Origin of the sequence: Pseudoalteromonas sp. MSK9-3 (genome assembly GCF_003590335.1) — a bacterium.
GTDB lineage: Bacteria > Pseudomonadota > Gammaproteobacteria > Enterobacterales > Alteromonadaceae > Pseudoalteromonas.
Window position 1 is genome coordinate 1 of the sequence record NZ_MIET01000010.1, and the last position, 19,599, is coordinate 19,599.

14 protein-coding genes and 3 pseudogenes are annotated in these 19,599 nt (G+C 41.3%); 9 read left to right on the forward strand and 8 right to left on the reverse strand.

Annotated features, from left to right (window positions below):
• A pseudogene (locus tag BGP78_RS03370) lies at positions 1–173 on the forward strand (IS630 family transposase); the annotation flags it as partial.
• A 318-nt stretch (positions 174–491) separates the two neighbouring features.
• Here the strand turns inward: BGP78_RS03370 and BGP78_RS03375 are convergent.
• Positions 492–896 carry a biopolymer transporter ExbD gene (locus BGP78_RS03375; RefSeq protein ID WP_119860088.1) on the reverse strand — a complete coding sequence of 135 codons (405 nt, stop codon included), beginning with the start codon at positions 894–896 and terminating at the stop codon, positions 492–494.
• Positions 897–1,527: 631 nt separating this feature from the next.
• Here BGP78_RS03375 and BGP78_RS03380 point away from each other — a divergent pair.
• Positions 1,528–3,759, forward strand: coding sequence for a TonB-dependent receptor (locus BGP78_RS03380; RefSeq protein WP_119860161.1), 2,232 nt, complete (start codon positions 1,528–1,530; stop codon positions 3,757–3,759).
• 72 nt (positions 3,760–3,831) lie between these two features.
• Here the strand turns inward: BGP78_RS03380 and katG are convergent, their stop codons facing one another.
• Positions 3,832–6,102 (reverse strand): catalase/peroxidase HPI, encoded by a 2,271-nt coding sequence (katG, locus tag BGP78_RS03385; RefSeq protein ID WP_119860089.1) that lies wholly within the window; start codon positions 6,100–6,102, stop codon positions 3,832–3,834.
• Positions 6,103–6,551: 449 nt separating this feature from the next.
• Positions 6,552–8,150, reverse strand: coding sequence for an RNA repair transcriptional activator RtcR (gene rtcR / locus BGP78_RS03390; RefSeq protein WP_119860090.1), 1,599 nt, complete (start codon positions 8,148–8,150; stop codon positions 6,552–6,554).
• A 262-nt stretch (positions 8,151–8,412) separates the two neighbouring features.
• Here rtcR and BGP78_RS03395 point away from each other — a divergent pair, with 262 nt between their 5' ends.
• From BGP78_RS03395 to BGP78_RS03410, 4 genes and pseudogenes are all read left to right on the forward strand, one after another.
• Positions 8,413–9,639: an RtcB family protein gene (locus BGP78_RS03395; protein ID WP_119860091.1), complete on the forward strand. Its 1,227-nt coding sequence runs from the start codon at positions 8,413–8,415 to the stop codon at positions 9,637–9,639.
• 8 nt (positions 9,640–9,647) lie between these two features.
• The gene (gene rtcA / locus BGP78_RS03400) at positions 9,648–10,709 is read left to right on the forward strand and encodes an RNA 3'-terminal phosphate cyclase (RefSeq protein ID WP_182912210.1); all 1,062 of its coding nucleotides are present in this window, start codon (positions 9,648–9,650) and stop codon (positions 10,707–10,709) included.
• A gap of 51 nt (positions 10,710–10,760) precedes the next feature.
• Positions 10,761–12,022: pseudogene (locus BGP78_RS03405) on the forward strand (multifunctional CCA addition/repair protein).
• A 65-nt stretch (positions 12,023–12,087) separates the two neighbouring features.
• A pseudogene (locus BGP78_RS03410) lies at positions 12,088–12,842 on the forward strand (DNA polymerase beta superfamily protein).
• Positions 12,843–13,149: 307 nt separating this feature from the next.
• On the opposite strand, the gene BGP78_RS03415 reads toward BGP78_RS03410, so the two are convergent.
• From BGP78_RS03415 to BGP78_RS03425, 3 genes are read right to left on the reverse strand one after another with little or no spacing between them, the layout of a single operon-like run.
• Positions 13,150–13,512, reverse strand: coding sequence for a low molecular weight protein tyrosine phosphatase family protein (locus tag BGP78_RS03415; protein WP_119860162.1), 363 nt, complete (start codon positions 13,510–13,512; stop codon positions 13,150–13,152).
• 4 nt (positions 13,513–13,516) lie between these two features.
• Positions 13,517–14,134: a peptide chain release factor H gene (gene prfH / locus BGP78_RS03420; protein WP_119860094.1), complete on the reverse strand. Its 618-nt coding sequence runs from the start codon at positions 14,132–14,134 to the stop codon at positions 13,517–13,519.
• Entirely contained in the window at positions 14,131–15,306 is a 1,176-nt protein-coding gene (locus BGP78_RS03425) for an RNA ligase RtcB family protein (protein ID WP_119860095.1), read from the reverse strand. Before BGP78_RS03425 ends, prfH begins: the two co-directional genes overlap by 4 nt.
• A gap of 481 nt (positions 15,307–15,787) precedes the next feature.
• On the opposite strand from BGP78_RS03425, the gene BGP78_RS03430 reads away from it, so the two are divergent.
• Positions 15,788–16,501 (forward strand): hypothetical protein, encoded by a 714-nt coding sequence (locus tag BGP78_RS03430; protein ID WP_119860096.1) that lies wholly within the window; start codon positions 15,788–15,790, stop codon positions 16,499–16,501.
• An 18-nt stretch (positions 16,502–16,519) separates the two neighbouring features.
• Here the strand turns inward: BGP78_RS03430 and BGP78_RS03435 are convergent, their stop codons facing one another.
• The gene (locus tag BGP78_RS03435; RefSeq protein ID WP_119860097.1) at positions 16,520–17,422 is read right to left on the reverse strand and encodes a LysR family transcriptional regulator; all 903 of its coding nucleotides are present in this window, start codon (positions 17,420–17,422) and stop codon (positions 16,520–16,522) included.
• Between the two features lie 125 nt (positions 17,423–17,547).
• Between BGP78_RS03435 and BGP78_RS03440 the strand changes: the two genes are divergently transcribed.
• Complete coding sequence (locus tag BGP78_RS03440) at positions 17,548–18,243, forward strand: pirin family protein (RefSeq protein WP_119860098.1); 696 nt, start codon at positions 17,548–17,550, stop codon at positions 18,241–18,243.
• A gap of 30 nt (positions 18,244–18,273) precedes the next feature.
• Positions 18,274–18,468 carry a hypothetical protein gene (locus BGP78_RS03445; RefSeq protein ID WP_119860099.1) on the forward strand — a complete coding sequence of 65 codons (195 nt, stop codon included), beginning with the start codon at positions 18,274–18,276 and terminating at the stop codon, positions 18,466–18,468.
• A gap of 63 nt (positions 18,469–18,531) precedes the next feature.
• On the opposite strand, the gene BGP78_RS03450 is transcribed toward BGP78_RS03445, so the two are convergent.
• Positions 18,532–19,272, reverse strand: coding sequence for an alpha/beta fold hydrolase (locus BGP78_RS03450; protein WP_119860100.1), 741 nt, complete (start codon positions 19,270–19,272; stop codon positions 18,532–18,534).
• Positions 19,273–19,599: the final 327 nt, after the last annotated feature.

The following is a 19,599-nucleotide window of genomic DNA, read 5'->3' on the forward strand; positions in this document are numbered from 1 at the left end:
TAAATCCAATAGAACAAGTTTGGAGTTGGCTCCGTCAGCACTGTTTATTCAATCGTACATTTAAGGGTTATGAAGATATTGTTGAGCAAGTTTCAAAAGCATGGAACAAATTCATTTCAGTTCCTGAGAGAGTTAGAAAGATGTGCTCAAGAGATTGGATAAAATTGACTTAATCTTTATGCAGATTGGTATGAATTCAGGGAGACGGAGTTTTGTCTTTAGACGCGGCTTTTTTATTACGCGGGCCCTTTTGTCTTCCTGACGAAGGTCAGGATCCACTACAGTATAAATGACAGCTAGAGAATGATTCCTTAGCGACTATCTCTTTATTATTCTCGCATATTGTGTGTGATAACGTATTGATGTATTCAACTCCCAAATTGCTCAATGAAGCAAAGTCATAAGTTCTACTATATCTACCTGAATGATGTATTTATTTGAAGGCACTGTAAGAGGTGTTGATTACTTACCTGTTACAGTGCCTAGACTGATCAGTGAAGTGTTTCGCCAAGTGACACAGGTACATCTGTTTGTTCTTTTATGGCATTAAGCACTGCGACAAGCGTATTGTGCTCACTTAAAGGGTGGGCGCGTAGGCTAATTGAGTTGATCTCTCCGACAGCTGCTAATCGCGCGATATTGACATTTATATTCTCAAGCGTGATTAGGCGAGTATTTAAATATACTTGGTTTTGCTTATTGATGGTAAATAAAGGGCTGATTTTGGGTTGTATAGTACTGATAGTGTTGTCTACACGATTCAACTCTAACGCAGTCTCGCGGTTAAAGCTGGCGGTAACAATAAAGAAAATAAGTAAAATGAATACGACATCCAACATGGGATTCATATCTACAGTGGCTTCTTGTGGGGTCAGTACTTTTTTTGAATTATGCATATAGTTGCTCTCCTTTTATGCCTTAACCCCAGCCTAGTAGGTGTTTGTATCTTTTTTGGTAACTAAATGTGAGTGTTAATATTTGCTTACAAATTACTTAGAGGAAGCCTGAAATCAATATAGGAGAGAAAGCGCAGTGGTTACTTTTATTAAGACCATAGCCGTTGTTGAGTTCTGAATTTATTATTCAAAAATAAGAAATAATGAGTTTTTATTATCCATGGATATTACAATTTATATTTTTTGTGGTTTTTTAGGTTGTTAGATTTATTAATCACTTTAAAATCATTTATTGGCTTGTATTTGTTTTTTATGTGTATTTTTGAAATGAACTTTCTAACATTCCGAGTTAGATAGGGTTTTGCAAATATGATTATTGCTTTATATTGTCATAAAGTGGTAACATGTTCGCCCAACCGAATAGCAGATTATTGCTGCATTTCTATTTGTTAATTAATTCATGTTTATACGTATTGCGACCTCTTTTAATAGGTGGCATTTCTGTGTGCGTGTGTTTTTTAAATAATATATGTGCAGTGTCCTGCTTTCACCCCGGTTGGCGCGCCTTAGCGAGAAGCCGGAACACACGAGATTAAGATTAACTAGTTTCTAATGAGGAACAAAGATGACAATGACACACGGTAAACTCACAGTAGCGCGAAACTTAAGCCCTGTAGCGGCAGCGACGGCATTTGCTTTGGCAAGTTTTGTTGCAGCACCAGTTATGGCTGAAGAAGTTGCTGCAAAAAAAGAATCGAAAATTGAAGCTATTACGGTAACGGCGACAAAGCGGTCGCAGGTTATTTATGAAGTGCCTATCGCAATGAGTGCATTTTCGGGTGATGACCTAGCTGCTCAAGGGATTTCTGATATTACCGATGTGGGTAAATTTGTTCCTAACCTTAATATAACCGGTTTTTCGGCAGGCCATAACTCATCGGCAAACCCTTTTATCCGTGGTATCGGTCTTCAGGATCATTTGATCACAACGGATCCTGGTGTGAGCGTTTACGTTGACGGCGTATACCTAGGCCGCCAAGTTGGCCAAAATTGGAATTTAGCAAACATCGAGCGTATTGAAGTTTTACGTGGACCACAAGGTACTTTATACGGTCGTAACTCAATTGGCGGTGCAATTAATATTATAACCAAGCAGCCAGGGCAAGAAGCCGTTACTAAAATGAGTGCAGAGGTAGGTACTCGTGGTCGTCTAAAGGGCAGTCTTTTTACGAACCAAGCCGTTAGCGACGATCTTGCATTTAATTTTAATCTTGGCTTTAATCGTCGTGGCGGGTTAGGTGAGTTCATTAACCTACCAAACGCTGAATATGATGTAGGTGAAAACCAAGAGTTTCACGGTCGCTTTTCACTAAAATATAATGCCAGCGACGATTTACGTATTGTGTTCACCGCAGATGCGAATGACGGTGAAGGTGGCACGCGTCCGTACACTACATTAATTGATGAAATGCCAAATGGACGTTTATATCAAAACGGGTTGCGCAACACTGATGTTGCGGCTGACCCATATGATAATGCTACTGGCACGCTTGCCACTTCTAAGGTGTCTAATAAAGCAAATGGTCTATCATTGACTGCTGATTACGATATTAACGAAGACTTAGGCGCGAAGTTCATTTTTAGTAAGCGTTCTTCTGAGTACATGGCTGGTCTTGATGACGATGGTACAAAGGTTGCGCTAGACCATTATCCAGAGCGTGGGACTGCAGATCAAACATCGGTAGAGCTGCAGTTTACAGGATACTTAGGTAATGTGGACTTTGTGACTGGTTTATATTGGTTCAATGAAGAAGGAAGTAACCGTCAAAGCTCTGATGAAGCAAGTTTTAACGGTGGGCCAACAAAGTTAGAGCTTGATCAAGAAACAACCAGTAAAGCGGTTTTTGTGAATGTGGGCTACGATGCCACAGATGATTTACGGTTATCAGGTGGTGTACGTTACACCGAAGATGAGAAGTCTGCGTCAACTAATGTATTTGATCCATTAGGAACTATTTACTCACAAAGAGAGTGGGATGATGTCTCATGGGAAGTGGCCAGTAACTATACTTTTGAGAATGGCTTAAACTGGTATGCGACGGTGCAGACTGGTTATCAATCAGGGCAGTATCCAGCCCGTCCTTATTTTTTGATAGATCAGTTTTTTGGTGCTGGCGGACCTGATAACCCAGAAGCTGCGGCAATTGTACGTGCTAATAATGCATTTATGGCCAGTGAAAATATCAGCGCGATAAACTATGAAACTGGTTTTAAAGGCCAGTTAACCAATGACTTTAGCATGAGCGTGGCTTTATTTAATACTGAGTATGATGATCTACCTTATCAGGTGAATGTGGTTACAGATTCAGGCTTTGATACCAATAATTTAATTGTTGAACAGACATCTCGAGGTATTGAGTTTGAAAGTACCTATATGGTGACTGATAACTTTACTGTACATTCAAGCTTAGGCTATATGGATGTCGATGTTGAAGAGCAAAATGGCGTAAAACCAGTTGCACCACTTACACCTGAATTAACCGCGGCAATTAGCCCATCGTACGAATTTGAATTAAGTAACAGCGCATTACTCACCACGCGAGTAGATGTATCTTATCGAGGTAGCATGTACGGTGAGCCTAGCTCTGATCCGCGTCGTATGACGCAAATTGATTCACGTACTACAGTAAACTTTGATATCTCATATGCCCCAATCAATGCTGACTGGACAGTCTCTTTGTATGGTCGTAATGTATTTGATGAGCGTTATGATGATGCTCGTTTGAATACTGGCGATTATATTTTGCTTATCAAGAGCAATGATGCGAGTGAGTTTGGTGTACGTTATAGTGCTACTTTTTAAAAAGTAACATAAAAGCGATAAAGGGAGCAGCTATCAGTTTGATAGTTGCCCCCTTTTTAAGATCTAACCTCTCTATTTTCTATCTAAATTCATCACTTTGACCCAAGCTTTTACGAAGTCATTAACAAAGCGCTCCTTTGAGTTATCAAAGGCATAGACTTCTGAGATAGCACGTAGCTCTGAATTGGAACCAAAAATGAGGTCAACGGATGTTGCACTCCACTGTTGTTGGCCTGTGCTACGGTTCATTCCGTTAAAGATACCCGGTTGATTGGATTTCTCCCATCGCGTTGCCATATCCAGTAAGTTGACAAAAAAGTCATTGGTAAGCGCACCAGGGTTGTTAGTGAGTACACCATGCTTTAAGCCCTTATAATTGGCATTGAGCACACGCAACCCACCTACTAACACGGTCATTTCTGGTACCGTTAAATCAAGTTGGTCAGCTTTATCAATGAGCATTTCAGTGGGGGACTTATAGCTTTTTTCTGTATTAAAGTAATTACGGAACCCGTCTGCATACGGAGTCAACAAATTAAACGAGTTAACATCTGTTTGTGCCTGACTCGCATCACCCCGGCCTGCGGTGAAGGGGACTGTTACCTCCATTCCCGCATCATTTGCTGCTTTTTCAATCGCGGTTGCTCCTGCAAGTACGATTAAATCAGCTAACGACACATGGCGGCGCTTTAAAAAGCCATTGTTTGCTGTGGTTTGTATTTCTGTAAGAGTATTTAATACTTTAGTCACCTCAGCTGGGTTATTGGCTGCCCACTCTTTTTGTGGTGCTAGTGCGATACGTGCACCATTGACCCCGCCACGCATATCTGAATCTCGGTAACTAGCCGCTGCGGCCCACGCAACACGAACCATTTCAGACACGGTTAAACCTGAGTTCGCGATGCTCTTTTTCAGTCTTTTTATATCTTTACTTTTAAGTTGTGATTGAGTGCTCTCTGAGATCGGATCTTGCCAAATATGGGCTTCTTTAGGCACTTCATTACCTAAAAAGTTACGAGTCGGGCCCATATCTCTGTGCGTTAATTTGTACCATGCTTTTGCAAACGCCAGTTGGTATTCTTTAGGGTCCGCTAAAAAGCGCTCAGCAATTTTACGATAGGCCGGATCATACTTTAAAGCTAAATCAGCAGTGGTCATTACGGGCGGGTTAAACTTGCCTTTAACATGTGCATCAGGAACAATTTTATGGAGTGACTTGTCAGTAGGAACCCATTGGATAGCACCAGCTGGGCTGCGTGTTTGCTGCCACTCGAATTGTAGTAAATTACTTAAGTATAATGAGGTCCATCGTGTAGGTTGCTGGGTCCAAGCACCTTCTAAGCCACTTGTCACGGTATCTTCAGAGTGGCCTTTACCACAGGTATTTTTCCAGCCAAGACCTTGCTGCTCTTGGCCTGCAGCTGCTGGCGCTTTACCTACGCATTTTGATGGTTTGTGCGCACCGTGCATCTTTCCAAAGGTATGGCCACCGGCAATAAGTGCTAACGTTTCTTCATCATTCATCGCCATACGGGCAAAGGCGTGACGAATATTTTTAGCTGAACCTAAGGGGTCTGGTTTCCCCTTTGGTCCTTCAGGGTTTACATAAATTAACCCCATGTGGGTTGCTCCTAACGGGCGCTGTAATTTACCATCTTTTTGCTGTCGATCACTGGCGAGCATTTCAACTTCTGGGCCCCAGTAAACTAAATCAGGCTCCCAGTCGTCAGCACGTCCACCGGCAAAACCATAAGTTTCAAAACCCATACTTTCAAGTGATACATTGCCAGCCAGTACCATTAAGTCTGACCAAGATAATGATTCACCATATTTTTGCTTTATAGGCCAAAGTAGCCTTCTTGCTTTATCGAGGTTGCCATTATCTGGCCAGCTATTGAGAGGGTCAAAGCGTTGTTGCCCGCCGCCTGCGCCGCCTCGGCCATCAAGCGTACGATAGGTACCTGCACTATGCCATGTCATACGAATGAAAAATGGTCCATAGTTCCCAAAGTCTGCAGGCCACCAATCTTGTGAGGTAGTGAGCACGGTTTCAATGTCACTTTTTACTTTAGCTAAATTAAGACTCTTAAATGCTGTGGCATAATCAAAGTCATTACCTAATGGATTTGATCGAAGATCATGATCACGTAATGCCGATAGGTCTAGTTGGTCAGGCCACCAGAATTGATTTGATTTAGCATGACCATCTTTGGCCATACCTGATCCAATTGCTCCTTTAGGTTTGCTTATTTGGTCTGATTGAGCGGTGGCAATATTCGATGCGAATACGAGACCTATTAATAGTGTGACTGCAGATTTGGAGAATACTTGCTGTTTTTTCATTGTCCCAGTTCCTGTTTAAACGATAGTGTCGTTCTGTAAGCCATGCCATCATAATAGATGGCATAGCTTTCTCATTACTTAGTACTAATTTAGAGTAATGAATATGTTGTTTAATGTATTTTGAATTAAAACGATTAGCGCAATCGAAAAACTCAATGTACTTAATTGCCGATCCCTATTTTCGCGGTATTACATGGATTATTGTCAGTGTATTTCATGAATGACGACAAATTGTAAATGTAATTAATCACATTTTTATCACATAAAAATAACAAATAAATGGCTATGTGTATTTATGCTAAAACTTCGGGCTGAGTGGTGTAGGAAAGTGGCTAGAGTTATGTTTTTAATTCGATTAATGAGAAGTGACTTTTATCATAGTTGAAATATCGCCATATAAAACTGTTATAAAAGCGATATTAATTGTCGTTTTTAGCTCTAATGACTGGTTAGCTTTTAAAAATCTCAGCCCATGTTAGATTAAATTTTTTAAGATATTTCTGCAGCCGACTCGAATCATTCGCTTGCACTTTTAAAGTTCGGCTGACATCAAATAAGGCTCTACCCGCAGAGGCCATGGTTTTATGTTGAGCGCAGATAGATAAAACAAAGTTAAGTTGATTGGCATCGAATACATCAAGTTGAGCGATTTGTTGTGTTGATAGATGTTGCACTAATGCGTTGTGTGTAGTTTGACTGACAGGTAAGTGCCAATCATTTTTTAAGCGTTGTATTTCTTCAAGTACATCGACTGTAGTTATACGGGAGGAATCGGCTAAAGTGCATAGCCTGGTTATCGCAGAGCTTAAATCTCGAAAGTTCCCCGACCAACAGGCTTCAGGTGACGTTGAAAATGCCAAAAATGCCTGTTTGGCTTCTTTATTGAATTGAACCCGTTGGCCTGTTTTTTGTGTAAAGAGATCAATTTCAAAGTCGACATTGGCGGGTATGTCTTCTTTACGGGCTTTTAAAGGCGGTAATGAGTAGGTCCATAGGTTGATCCGGGCAAGGAGATCATCGCGAAATCTCCCTTTGGCAATCTCTTGTTTTAAATCCTTGTTGGTCCCCGCGATAAGTTGAAAGTTACTCTGCACGGATTTATCGCTGCCAACAGGGTGGAAGGTTTTATTTTCAATAGCATGTAGCAGCATTGCTTGCTCTTCAAGTCCAAGCTCAGCGACTTCATCGAGGAATAACACACCGTTGTTTGCACAAAGTAAAAAGCCATCGCGAGATTGCACTGCGCTGGTAAACGCGCCTTTTGTGTGACCAAATAAGGCTGCCATAGCATTTTCACCTCTTAAGGTCGCACAATTTACCGATATGAGCTCTCCTTTGAGCATAGAACGCTTTTTTTTCAGCTGATAAATTCGTGTCGCGAGTTGGCTTTTACCCGCACCAGTAGGTCCTGTGAGTAATATAGGCTCTAGCGAGCGAATCGCGACTTTTTCGATCTGGGAAATAAGGGCATTGAAGGCGTGGTTTTTAGTTTTGATACCGCCTTTTAAAAACTCTTTACCAGTTTGGTGTTCAATATCAAATCGAGTTGCTAATTGATCATATTTAGAAAGGTCTAAATCAATCACTTGTGTGCGGCCAATAGACTTATTTTGTTTGCTATTGTCCGGTGATGTTTGGATTAATCGACCAGGAAAATGTCGGCTTTCAGTAAGTAAGTAGCTACATATTTGCACAACATGGGTGCCGGTCGTGATGTGAAATAAGTAATCATATTTTTCAGTATTAAAGCTTTGTTTTTGGCACCAATCAAACAACTTAGCATAGACCTCTTCAAAGTCCCATGGGTCAATGAAGTTAATATCGTGCAAGGTCAATGTTGTTTCAGGAGAGATTGATTCGATATCAACGGCGATGTTATTTGCGAGTCGACTGCTGTGGTTATCATGCAAGAGGTGTAAATGATCGATAATTAAATTATCTTGGCTACATAAACTAACATTAGGTCGCCATTTAGCCCATCGATCACCCCTTTTCCCATTAAAATCTAGTTGGGTCCCAATCAAACTGACTGCAATTGTTTTTTTCATGATGTATCTATTTAGATGCTTTTGTATCTAAAAGGATATTTGTTGTTACTTTTAAGCGCAAGGGAAATCATATTTACAACGTGTCAAAATTTTAAATGTAGCTAAGTATCAATGCTTTATGTTTTTATTTTTTAATTTTTCTATTGTTGGCATACGGCTTGTAATCCTGCTACTCACTTAATTGAGTGGCTATGGTATTACGTAATCGTATGGCAACACTCATACTTTTCAGAATAAAATAAGATAGAGAAAATTGAGAACAATGACTAAGCAAAATTACAACATCATCGCGCAGGTTGGAAGAGCCCCAATTAAAGCATGGACTAAAGGGGTGGCATTTGAAGAGCAGGCTCAGCAACAACTGCACAATATTGCGGCTATGCCTTTAGTACACTCTCATATTGCAGTGATGCCGGATGTCCATTTAGGTAAAGGCGCAACAATTGGCAGCGTGATCCCCTCCGTGAATGCCGTTATTCCTGCAGCCGTTGGGGTAGATATTGGCTGTGGTATGGTTGCCACTAAAACTTCTTTAACAGCAAGTCAGTTACCTGACAACTTATTAGGCATACGTCATGCATTCGAGGCGGCCGTACCTCATGGTAGAACTGGTGGTCGAAGTCGAACTGACAGGGGGGCTTGGCACAATATCCCTGAAGTGGTTGCGAATGAGTGGATAAAACTACAAGCGCGTTTTGAGCGTATCTGTGAAAAACATCCGGCAATAAGAAAAAGCAATACCGTGCATCATTTAGGAACTATGGGGACGGGCAATCATTTCTTAGAGCTTTGTTTAGATGAAAACGATGCAGTATGGATCATGCTGCACTCAGGCAGTCGCGGTGTGGGAAATCGCATTGGGAACTACTTTATTGAACTAGCGAGAAAAGAGATGCAGCGCCACCAATTAAATTTACCTGATATGGATTTGGCGTATCTAGAGGAAGGAAGTGATTATTTCGATGGCTATGTTGAAGCCGTGGAATGGGCGCAAGATTTTGCGGCTAAAAACCGTGAAATTATGATGTTTAATGCGATTGTTGCGTTGAAAAAGATGTTACCCATTGAGTTTTCAACCGCTGAATTGGCGGTAAATTGTCATCATAATTATATTTCACGGGAACACCATTTTGGTAAAGACTGCTTCGTGACAAGAAAAGGTGCAGTGCGCGCTGAAAAAGGCGAAATGGGGATCATTCCTGGAAGTATGGGCGCACGGTCCTTTATTGTTAAGGGGCTTGGGAATCCAGAGAGCTTCAATAGCTGTAGTCATGGTGCAGGGCGAGTTATGTCGAGAACACAAGCAAAAAAAGTGTACAGTGTTAGCGATCACATTACTGCAACAGAGGGCGTGGAGTGCCGCAAAGATGCCTCGGTCATTGATGAAATACCGCATGCGTATAAAGATATAGACAAGGTTATGGCGGCACAAAAAGACCTCGTTGAAGTGGTGCATACCTTAAAGCAAATTGTATGTGTAAAAGGGTAGATGGTTATATGAATTCTGATTATTTAATTATTGATGGCGCTCAAGGTGAGGGCGGCGGTCAGGTATTGAGAACAGCTTTGACATTGTCTATTTTAACACAGCGGAAAATCGAATTTATCAATATTCGAGCAGGTAGAAAAAAGCCTGGTTTATTGAGGCAACATTTAACGTCTGTATTAGCTGCTCAAGCGGTATGTAAAGCTGAGGTTGACGGCGTTGAACTAGGTTCCAGCCGTATCCGCTTTTCACCAGGGGAAATTAAAGCGGGTAACTTCGAGTTTGCTATTGGTACTGCTGGTAGTACAGCTTTGGTGTGTCAAACGATTTTACCTGTACTGGCACTGGCAGCTGAGCGTTCGACCGTTCTGTTTGAAGGCGGCACACATAATGGCATGTCTCCTTCACTGAGTTTTTTACAGCAATCATTTCTCCCTATTCTGGCACTCATGGGTGTGCGTTGTAAAGTAGATGTATACTCGTTGGGCTTTTACCCCGCGGGCGGGGGTAAGTGGCAAATAACGATTGAGCCTACGGCTGCATTTAACCCCATTCAGATAGTGGATAGTGGGAGCCATTTCGCGAACAAAATTGAAAGCTGTGCAATTCATGCACTGTTGAGTGCTTTACCCAAGCGTATTGGTGACACGGAAGTGGCGACTGCTAAAAAGTTGTTAGATTGGCAGCAAGTTTCGAGCAGTGTACAGCAAGTGAGCTCAAAGGGTCCGGGTAATAGCTTTCAACTGTCTATTGCAAGTAGCACACATCGCAGCGTATTTGAGGTGATAGGTGAGCGCGGACTTGCTGCGAAAGAAGTCGCTAGGCGAGCTGCGGCACGAGTAAGTACATTTATTGAAGCGCATGCCGCTATAGAAGAGCAGCTAGCAGATCAATTGCTACTACCGATTGCGCTGGCTGGCAGTGGTAGTTTTACGACGACGAAGCCGAGTTTGCATACGATCACAAATATTGATGTGATCAAGCAGGTACTCGGTAAAGTGTTTGTTGTTGAGCAATTGACAGAGGTTTTGTGGCGTATTTCACTGCATAACGATGAGTTAAAACCGCGTTAAGATGAGTCGTATTTCACGTTCATGTATTGGTAAAAATAAGTAGGTAGAGTAATGGCAAGTGGATTGAACAAGGTGTATTTGGTCGGGGGGCTGTCAGAGATGCCTTACTTGGGCAAGCGTCTAAAGATCAAGATTATGTTGTGGTGGGGCAGACGTCTGAGTCCATGCTCGCCTTGGGTTTTCAATCTGTTGGGCGCGACTTTCCTGTTTTTTTGCACCCTGACACAAAAGAGGAATATGCGTTAGCGCGCACAGAGCGAAAAAATGGCCGAGGATATACCGGTTTTTCGGTCAATGCAGCGGTGTCAGTTACTTTGGAAGATGATCTTGCTCGGCGCGATTTAACCATCAATGCGATGGCGATGGATAACGAAGGTAACATAATAGATCCTTTTAATGGTCGAAATGACTTAGTAGATAAAGTGCTCAGACATACGTCAGAGGCATTTATCGAAGACCCAGTAAGAGTGTTACGCATAGCACGATTTTTAGCACGCTATGGTGATACTTGGACTATTGCGCCGCAAACTTATTTATTGATGGAGCAGCTTCGAGATAGTGGCGAGTTATCACATTTGGTCCCTGAACGAGTATGGCTTGAAACCGAAAAAGCCCTTGGAGAAACCTATCCGCATTTATTCTTTGAAACACTCAGTGATTTTGGAATCTTTCCTGAAATTGAGGTGATGAAAGGTATACCGCAGCCTGTAAAGCATCATCCTGAAGGAGATGTATACACCCATACGATGTTGGTACTGAAAAGAGCTGCCGAGTTAAATTTTGATATTGAAGCGCGGTTTGCTGCTTTAACGCATGATTTTGGTAAAGCGTATTGTTATAAACAGTATGGTTACTTACGAGGGCACGAGCAAGCTGGAGTCGCTGTCATTGACGCATTTTGTGCACGACTAAAAATACCCAATCGGTTTAAGTCAATAGGGAAGTTAACCAGTGACAATCATACTCGATGCCATAAACTATTTGAGCTAACAGCAAAAAAGGTGCATAAACTGATTGTTGAGAATATGGATGCACTGACTCACCCTGAACGATTTGAACATTTTCTGCAAGCGTGTTTATGTGATGCCCAAGGCAGAGGGGAGCGCTTTGTCAATCGTGCTTACCCGCAATTACTGGCTGCGCAAAGATTATTTACAGCATTAAAAACGTTAGATAGAAAAGCCATAGTGCAAAAGGCGCTGTTACAAGGGAGGCAAGGTTCTGATATAGGTCAGTTCGTGCGCGAAGCAGAAATTCATTGTTTACGAACTTGTTTTGATAACTTAAAAAAGAACAAAGAGAGAACACCATAATGGCAGTCATTGAGCGCAAGCGTATCGTCGAGCGACGAATTGAAGAGGCGGTGCATACCGAGATAATGCGCCGTATAAAAGCAGCGGAACGCGAACATAACGTCAAGGTGTTGTTTGCGATTGAGTCAGGTAGCCGCGCTTGGGGGTTTGAATCACCCAATAGTGACTATGACGTGAGGTTTATTTATGCGCACCCAAAAGAGTGGTACTTGGCAGTAAACCTAGATGATAAAAGGGATGTGATTGAATACCCCATCGTAGATGATATAGATATTAATGGTTGGGATATAAAAAAGCACTCAAGCTTTTTTTTAACTCAAACCCGTCATTTATAGAATGGTTACAATCGCCCATAGTGTATGTCAGTGATGAATGCTTTACCAAGCAAGCTCAAGCGCTCATGCCAGTAATAGCCTCGTCTGAAAAAGCGATTTACCATTATTTACATATGGCGAAAGGTAATTACCGAGAATACCTTAAAAAAGAGGTGATTCCGTTAAAGAAGTATTTTTATGTATTACGAACTTTGCTGGCGATTATGTGGCTTGAAAAATACGATACACCTGCGCCCATTGAGTTTGAGAAGTTGCGAGAATTAGTTGCACATAATACGGATTTAGATGATGCTATCACCCTGTTATTGGCACGTAAACGAGTGAGTTTAGAAAAAGAGTTTATCCCTGCTGAACCTGCGATCAATGCATTTATAGAATCAGAGTTAGCACGTCATGAGAGTTACCGAGCTAAATACCAAGCACGTGACGTTGATGTAGAAGTGCTTAATCAATTATTTCGTGATGTACTCGATAAATATTCGTAGGTATTTGGTCGCACCGTTTTACTATGTATTTGACAATATAAAGGTTACGCACAGATAAGCATAACCTTTATAAATTGATGCTGTATTTTCGGCCTTAGTACTAAGAGTTAATAGTTAACCTCAGCTCTTGGTAAGCGAATTTGCCCAATAAAGCTATTTTTCTCACTCTCGGCGTTGCTTTCATTTGTAATAGCCCGCTATTACTGCATAAAAGCGCCTTGATATTGAGTGAAATATCATCATTGGATTGTAAGTAAGTTTGTTTTCAAAACATTTTCTATTCCAAAACCCTTATCCAAACCTGAGGTTAGTTAGATTGCTCGGAAATCCCTAAATAATGATTTACAGACGACTTCATCATGTTGACTAGTGCGTTGTCTAGATATTGATATTCATCGGGAATATCGAGTATATGAATTTCTTTATGGGCGATGTGCCGGGTAAACTGCGCGAGTAACCGGTTTTTGTGTTTTTCCTCCATCACAAAAATGATATTAGCCCATTGAATATCTTTGCTATTGACGGTTCTGTTGGCTTTTACACTGGTGCCAGCAGACCTCACCGAAATAAAGGGGTGATGTCGCCAAATATGCTCCCCTGTAGGGCTACGCCACTTATTCCGACTGCAAATAAACAAGATATTTGTTACGTCTTGATGTCCTTTTGTCATGTTATTAGCTTCCATGGCTGTGCGAAAATTTTTCACCTTTAAATACCTTTATTGGGTTGCCTCGCTCAAGTGTCTGGTGCTGTTGCCAGCGGACTTTTTCTTGCTGTGTCATGTGCTCATGTTTTAGTGCTTCTAACTTTTGAAATAACAAGATACTTGCTAGGCGTTTGTTCGCGTGTTGACTACGTTCACTTTCTACACGTACAGATAGGCCTGTAGTGTGGTGCGTTGCGCGTACGGCAGAATCAGTCGTATTGACGTGTTGACCGCCGGCACCAGAAGCTCGGCATGTTTGAAAAGTGACGCCTCGGTCCAGTTGTGCTTCATTGACCTCGTACATTTGGCCACTAAAAAACCAGTTTTTACGCTTATGTTTTGGGCGGTATTTACTTTGGCATACCCATAGCATAATACCTTGCCAAGACTTCGCTAAGCGCTGTGCAGAATCAAGCTGAAGTAACACTGATTTAAAGCAGCCACGCTCTTTGAGTTCTTTAGCTTCAATGACCGTAAGTTTGACTCCTTGAGCACAGCATTGTTTTTCAATTACTTTTAACGCCAGCCCTACTGCTTGACAGCATTCTAACGGTCCTTGGCCTGCAGACAGTTGCAATAAGATCATGCTGAACATTCTCCATTGGTCTTAAAGGTTAATACTGGGCGCAGTTTTGCAATGACAGTAATTAACCCTGCATCGATCATATCTTGGATCACTGTTTCGCATTTTTTGTATGCTTGAGGTGCTTCGTCATATAACAGTTCTTTACTGCTGCATACTACGCGGCTGCCTAGCGCTGTGCGATATAAGTCTTCACGTTTGTATTTATGACCTAGCCGGCCATGGCATTCTCCGCGTTTCCACTTTCTACCAGCGCCGTGCGCTAATGAGAACAAACTTATATTGTGGCTTTGGGTTGGCGTTTCATCTGTAATAAGTGGCTTGACTAGATAGCTATAATCTCCGCGAGAACCAGGGATCACAACATAGCCTTTGTCACTGGGTGTTGCTCCTTTTCTGTGTAACCATCCCGCTTTACCCTCGATATTTTTTGCTGAAACGAGGTTATGATTGATATCTACTACACAATTACCATTGGCACGAATTGCATCTAAGAAGCGGAGTGCGATGAGTTCACGGTTTAATTCAGCCCAGCGAACGGCCTCATTATGTTGATTCATATAGCTATGAAAATTCTTGTCGTCGACAGTTAAACCATGATGATTATAGTTGGCAATATGCTCTACTAAAATCGATTGACCCAGGCCACGAGAACCAGAGTGAACCAGAAGTTGTAGGTGCTTTTTGTTAAGCCCTAAAGTATCAAATGTAGTGTGATCATAAATGTGTTCAATGGCTTGAAACTCAGCAAAATGATTACCACCTCCTATGGTTCCTAAAGCTCGGTCATAATTGTGTATATTGATGCCTTTTTCTACTTTTCGACTGGCTACTAATGCGGACCAGCTTTCATCTAAGGGTTGCTCAACATGTGCAAACTTTTTAGCGAGTCTCTCTAAATTGACCTTTGATACTTTTGCTGAGGTTTGCCAAAGCGACATGCCGCAGCCGATATCGTTTCCAACCAGTGCTGGATAGATTTTATTTTGAGTAAAAAATGCCGCCCCAATCGGGTAACCACGACCAGGGTGCAAATCAGGCATTCCTGCGACATAATGCATGTCTGGCAAGTTTGATGTTTTAATCAGTTGTTCGATTGCCAGCCCTTCAATCCACGTATCTGCAGATGCAATAAGGCTAACATTGTTAGTAATTTTTTGGACGGATTTGTCCATAGTACCAATTCCTTTCTCTGGGTAGAAAATTAGGATTTAAAACGTAATACGTATTGGCAGGTCTGGATCTAAGTCGCGTTGACGCGGATGAAACTCACGGTATGTATTTGCATATATAAGGGATGCAAATAAATGACGATTAAGTCACTCGTTTCTTATTGGATAAGACCTGCAAAGGTTGTTGATGTCATAGTCATAATGTTTTCTCCTTTACAGTTAATAGATTAAATGAATTTGGGGTATCTCTTGAACGGGCGCATCTTATTAAAATCGATAACGTAAAGCAATATTTAATTTATTTTTTATAAATAAGTATAAGTGAGTTGCGTGTTATTTTTTCGCTTAAAGTGCCCCTCATTAATATAAACACCCAGCTTTCACTTTTTCACAATTCGCGCACACTTTCCTACAGCTAAGCACACGAATATTACAGGTTGTGTCGGTATTATCGTTGTTATTGAAGCAAGTAATAGGACATAACATGTTAAATAAAATTTCTTTTTTAGCAGCATTATTCTGTGTTGGCGCTAGCCAGGCTAATGAGTTAAGTGATCGTAATTTAGTCACTCGATCACTGACGGTACAAGACAGTGAATTACAAGTTGTTGGCGCTTTGGGTTACGGTAAAAACGGTGATGAAGACGGCATTGAAGTTGGTCTTGATGCACAGTATGGCTTAAGCGATGATTGGACAATCGGCTTAGGCCATACTCGTTATCGATTTTTAGAGAGAGGAAATAATGATTTAGGCCTTGAACTGACTGTGGGCGCAGGTTTAAAAGGTATGTACGAAAAGTCAGGGCGAGGCAATGTTGACGTACTAGGCTATGGTGCTGATGTTACGGGTAAATATGTCTACTCGCAAGATACAGCCTTGCTATTTGGTGCGCAATATGTGTTTTGGAATGTACAGCATACGGATAAAAATGCGGATGAATATCGATTTAATTTAGGCGTACAGCATCAAGTACTTGAGGATGTGGTGATAAGTGCTGACTACACACTCAGAAGCTTAAATGATATGACGCAATCAACGGCACATGAAGCGTCGGTGTCAATGAATTATGCACTGTCTAAAAACTTAGATACAGGCGTGTTTGTTAACTACTCTAGTTTTGACCCAGTAAAAAACGGCTTCACGGCGGACAGTGCTAACAAACAAGGTATTGGTGGGTATATAAGCTATCGGTTCTAGTTTTTAACTCTATGAGGTTCAACGATTTAGGACTTGCTGATATACGTCAGTAATAAAAGTTAAAAACGCACTTACTTTCGGCAACTTTGCCCTGTTTCGAGGGTAGAGTGCGTAAACATCGACTTCCGGCATTCCCCATTCTGGCAGGATCTGAGCTAAGGTTCCTGTCTTTATTTCTTTAGTACACATATATTCAGGTAGTACAGCAATGCCTAATCCATCTAGCATTGACTGTTTGAGTAAAGCAAAATCATCAACCAGTAAGCGAGGTTTGTTGAGAAGCGTAAAAGACTGACCATTATTTAAACTTAAGTGTAATCGAGTATCGTTATTTGCGGGGTTCATAATGAGCAGCTGATGTTCTGCAAGTTGTTCTACTGCAGTTGGGGTACCGTATTGCGCGAGGTAACTTGGGCTGGCAAACAACTTACGGGAAATACTGCCAAGCTTTTTGGCGATAAGCGTTGAATCATCTAACTGGCCTATACGTATTACGACATCGAACCCTTCTTCAATAAAATCAACTCTGCGATTCACTAAATTTAGTTGGACGTTGATCTCAGGGTATTTGTGCATGAATTGACCCAATGCAGGACGCAGCACTTGCTGACCCATTGCAACGGATGCACCTACTTTAAGCTGGCCTTTGTAATTATTGAGTAATTCAACGACTGAGTTGTTGGCTAAATCTATCTCTTCTTGAATGCGTTTGCAGTGGACAAGGTAGCGTTTACCCGCTTCGGTTAAGTGCTGCGATCGCGTTGAGCGCTCTAATAACGTGATGCCTAATTGCGTTTCCAAGCGTGATAATTTTCGGCTGACGTTTGCTCTGGGGATCCCCAACCTATCCGCTGCCAAAGTGAAACTACTCGCTTCTACCACCGCTAAGAAAACCATCATGTCATTTAAATCATGCTGCATACAGTAATAAAATAATTGTTGTTAAATATGAGAATATCATATCAATAATAGTGTATATATCAATCTAATTATGGGGCGTACTATGAGCACATCAACGAGATGATAAGTCAATAAAGGGGGATAATATGCAAATATTAACAAAAGACTCATTACCATTGGGTGGGTTTGCGGGTTTAACTGAGCATCGTTTGGTGACTGATAGCCGGGTGTTTGCTGGTAGAAAAAGTCCAGACACATTCGAAGGCATTGGTAATTTTGTTTACCTTGCTGACGCTAGATTTAACCCGATGGGCGAGACACATATGCACCCGCACAAAGAAATTGATGTAATTACCATTATGATGGATGGACGCATTAGTCATGAAGGATCATTAGAGCATGGGCAAAGCCTTGTTGCGGGTGAAGCGCAGGTACAGCGAGCGGGTGGAGAAGGGTTTGAGCACAACGAAGTAAACCCAGACATGGGCAAAAATAGATTGCTACAGCTATGGGTTTTACCGGATGAGCTAGGTGAGCCAGCAGCTTTTAAGCATTACTCATTACAGCATGGGGTTACCCGGATCTATGGTGGTAGTAAGAAGCAAACTGACACATTTTACAGTTCGACCACCATAGATATTGTACGTTTGAGTACAGGAGAAGTCTTCAATGAAAACAGCGATGTGTTGATTTATGTGAGTAAAGGCAATGCTTTAGTCTCCAGTGGTGATGATAATTATGAGGCTGATGAAGGAAGCTTAGTGCGTAGTGATGGTATTCGTATTGAAGCAAAAAATGACCTTGAAGTTGTGGTTGTGACAGTGATAACTAGACAGGTATAGTATTTAATTAAATACTTTAGGGACAAAACCATGACATCGATTAATCCACACCTTCTTGCTTTCATTAACTATGTCGCACTTGTGCCATTGGTGTATTTTATTCCCGGCTGGATAGACCCTTATTTACCGAGTAATGAACTACTGCAAGTGTGTATTATTGTAGGATTGATTGTTCCTATAATATCTTATGTTGTTAACCCTGTAGCTGCATATTTTTTGGAGTGAACCCTCAGTGTAAGTGAACTGAGGCTTCTAGGGTTGTCATGATATAAGCTTGAATGAATCAAGTTATAATTGTTGGGTTAGCCAGCTTACGATAAGTTGCTCTAAGTTAAGGTCTTTTTTAAATAGAGGGTACCCGTGTTCAGCGCCTTTGTAACTGATGAATTTACTGTTGCTGTGTGTGGCACTATCAAACAGCTTTTTGGCACTAATGTAAGTATTTCCATCTTGTTCAGCGGCAATAATGAGGGTGGGGGTGTTTGCTAAACTTGTTTGGTAACGGCGAATATTATCGTCATTTTGAGCCGATGAAAAAAATACCATGGCTGAAGTAGGCGCACTTTGTGCAAGTGATATGGCTTGAGCCCCACCACAGCTTGCTCCAATGACTGCGATTTGGCCATTTTTACCTGTTTTGTGTTTCAAAAAATTGTACCCTAGCGCGACATCACTTGGCCAATGTTTAGATAGATTTAGCCAAGCAGCACGTCGGCTGTTTTCAGGTAGGTCTCTTATTTTCTCGATATTATATTGTTGATTTTTACTTTCTCCAAACCCTCTAAAATCGAGGCTAAGCGCATGTATACCTTGGCGAGATAACATATTACCAATACTTTCATACATGTTCTTGTTATGGTTGCACTGATGAAGCATTAATACGGCATTATGGCTTGTTATTGTAGACTCAAAAAAATCCGCTTTGAGAGTGAATTTATCTTGTGTGGTTAATGTGAGTTCTTGTGCATAGAGCGCGCTAGAAAAATAGAGGGAAAAGATGAGTACACCAAGCTTTTTATAATCTTTCATTATATTCCTTATAATTTCAATGTTCTTTCAAGTTAACTATAACTTTACTCTTTTTCAGTGATTTTCGTTAAATTAGACAAAAAATGCGTTGAGATGAAAATGTCAGGCCAGTTTAATTAACCTCAGATTTGGATAAGGGTTTTGGAATAGAAAATATTTTGTAAACAAACTTAACTACAATCCAATGATGTTATTTTGCTCAATATCAAGGCGCTTTCATTTGTAATAGCGAGCTATTACAAATGAAAGCAACGCCGAGAGTGAGAAAAATAGCTTTATTGGGCAAATGCGCTTCTCCAGAGCTGAGGTTAATTATTCTCAACCACA

Coding starts and splice junctions, on each gene's coding strand:
- BGP78_RS03375 (WP_119860088.1), bottom strand. CDS start 896: ATGCATAATTCAAAAAAAGTACTGACCCCACAAGAAGCCACTGTAGAT.
- BGP78_RS03380 (WP_119860161.1), top strand. CDS start 1,528: ATGACACACGGTAAACTCACAGTAGCGCGAAACTTAAGCCCTGTAGCG.
- katG (WP_119860089.1), bottom strand. CDS start 6,102: ATGAAAAAACAGCAAGTATTCTCCAAATCTGCAGTCACACTATTAATA.
- rtcR (WP_119860090.1), bottom strand. CDS start 8,150: ATGAAAAAAACAATTGCAGTCAGTTTGATTGGGACCCAACTAGATTTT.
- BGP78_RS03395 (WP_119860091.1), top strand. CDS start 8,413: ATGACTAAGCAAAATTACAACATCATCGCGCAGGTTGGAAGAGCCCCA.
- rtcA (WP_182912210.1), top strand. CDS start 9,648: ATGAATTCTGATTATTTAATTATTGATGGCGCTCAAGGTGAGGGCGGC.
- BGP78_RS03415 (WP_119860162.1), bottom strand. CDS start 13,512: ATGACAAAAGGACATCAAGACGTAACAAATATCTTGTTTATTTGCAGT.
- prfH (WP_119860094.1), bottom strand. CDS start 14,134: ATGATCTTATTGCAACTGTCTGCAGGCCAAGGACCGTTAGAATGCTGT.
- BGP78_RS03425 (WP_119860095.1), bottom strand. CDS start 15,306: ATGGACAAATCCGTCCAAAAAATTACTAACAATGTTAGCCTTATTGCA.
- BGP78_RS03430 (WP_119860096.1), top strand. CDS start 15,788: ATGTTAAATAAAATTTCTTTTTTAGCAGCATTATTCTGTGTTGGCGCT.
- BGP78_RS03435 (WP_119860097.1), bottom strand. CDS start 17,422: ATGCAGCATGATTTAAATGACATGATGGTTTTCTTAGCGGTGGTAGAA.
- BGP78_RS03440 (WP_119860098.1), top strand. CDS start 17,548: ATGCAAATATTAACAAAAGACTCATTACCATTGGGTGGGTTTGCGGGT.
- BGP78_RS03445 (WP_119860099.1), top strand. CDS start 18,274: ATGACATCGATTAATCCACACCTTCTTGCTTTCATTAACTATGTCGCA.
- BGP78_RS03450 (WP_119860100.1), bottom strand. CDS start 19,272: ATGAAAGATTATAAAAAGCTTGGTGTACTCATCTTTTCCCTCTATTTT.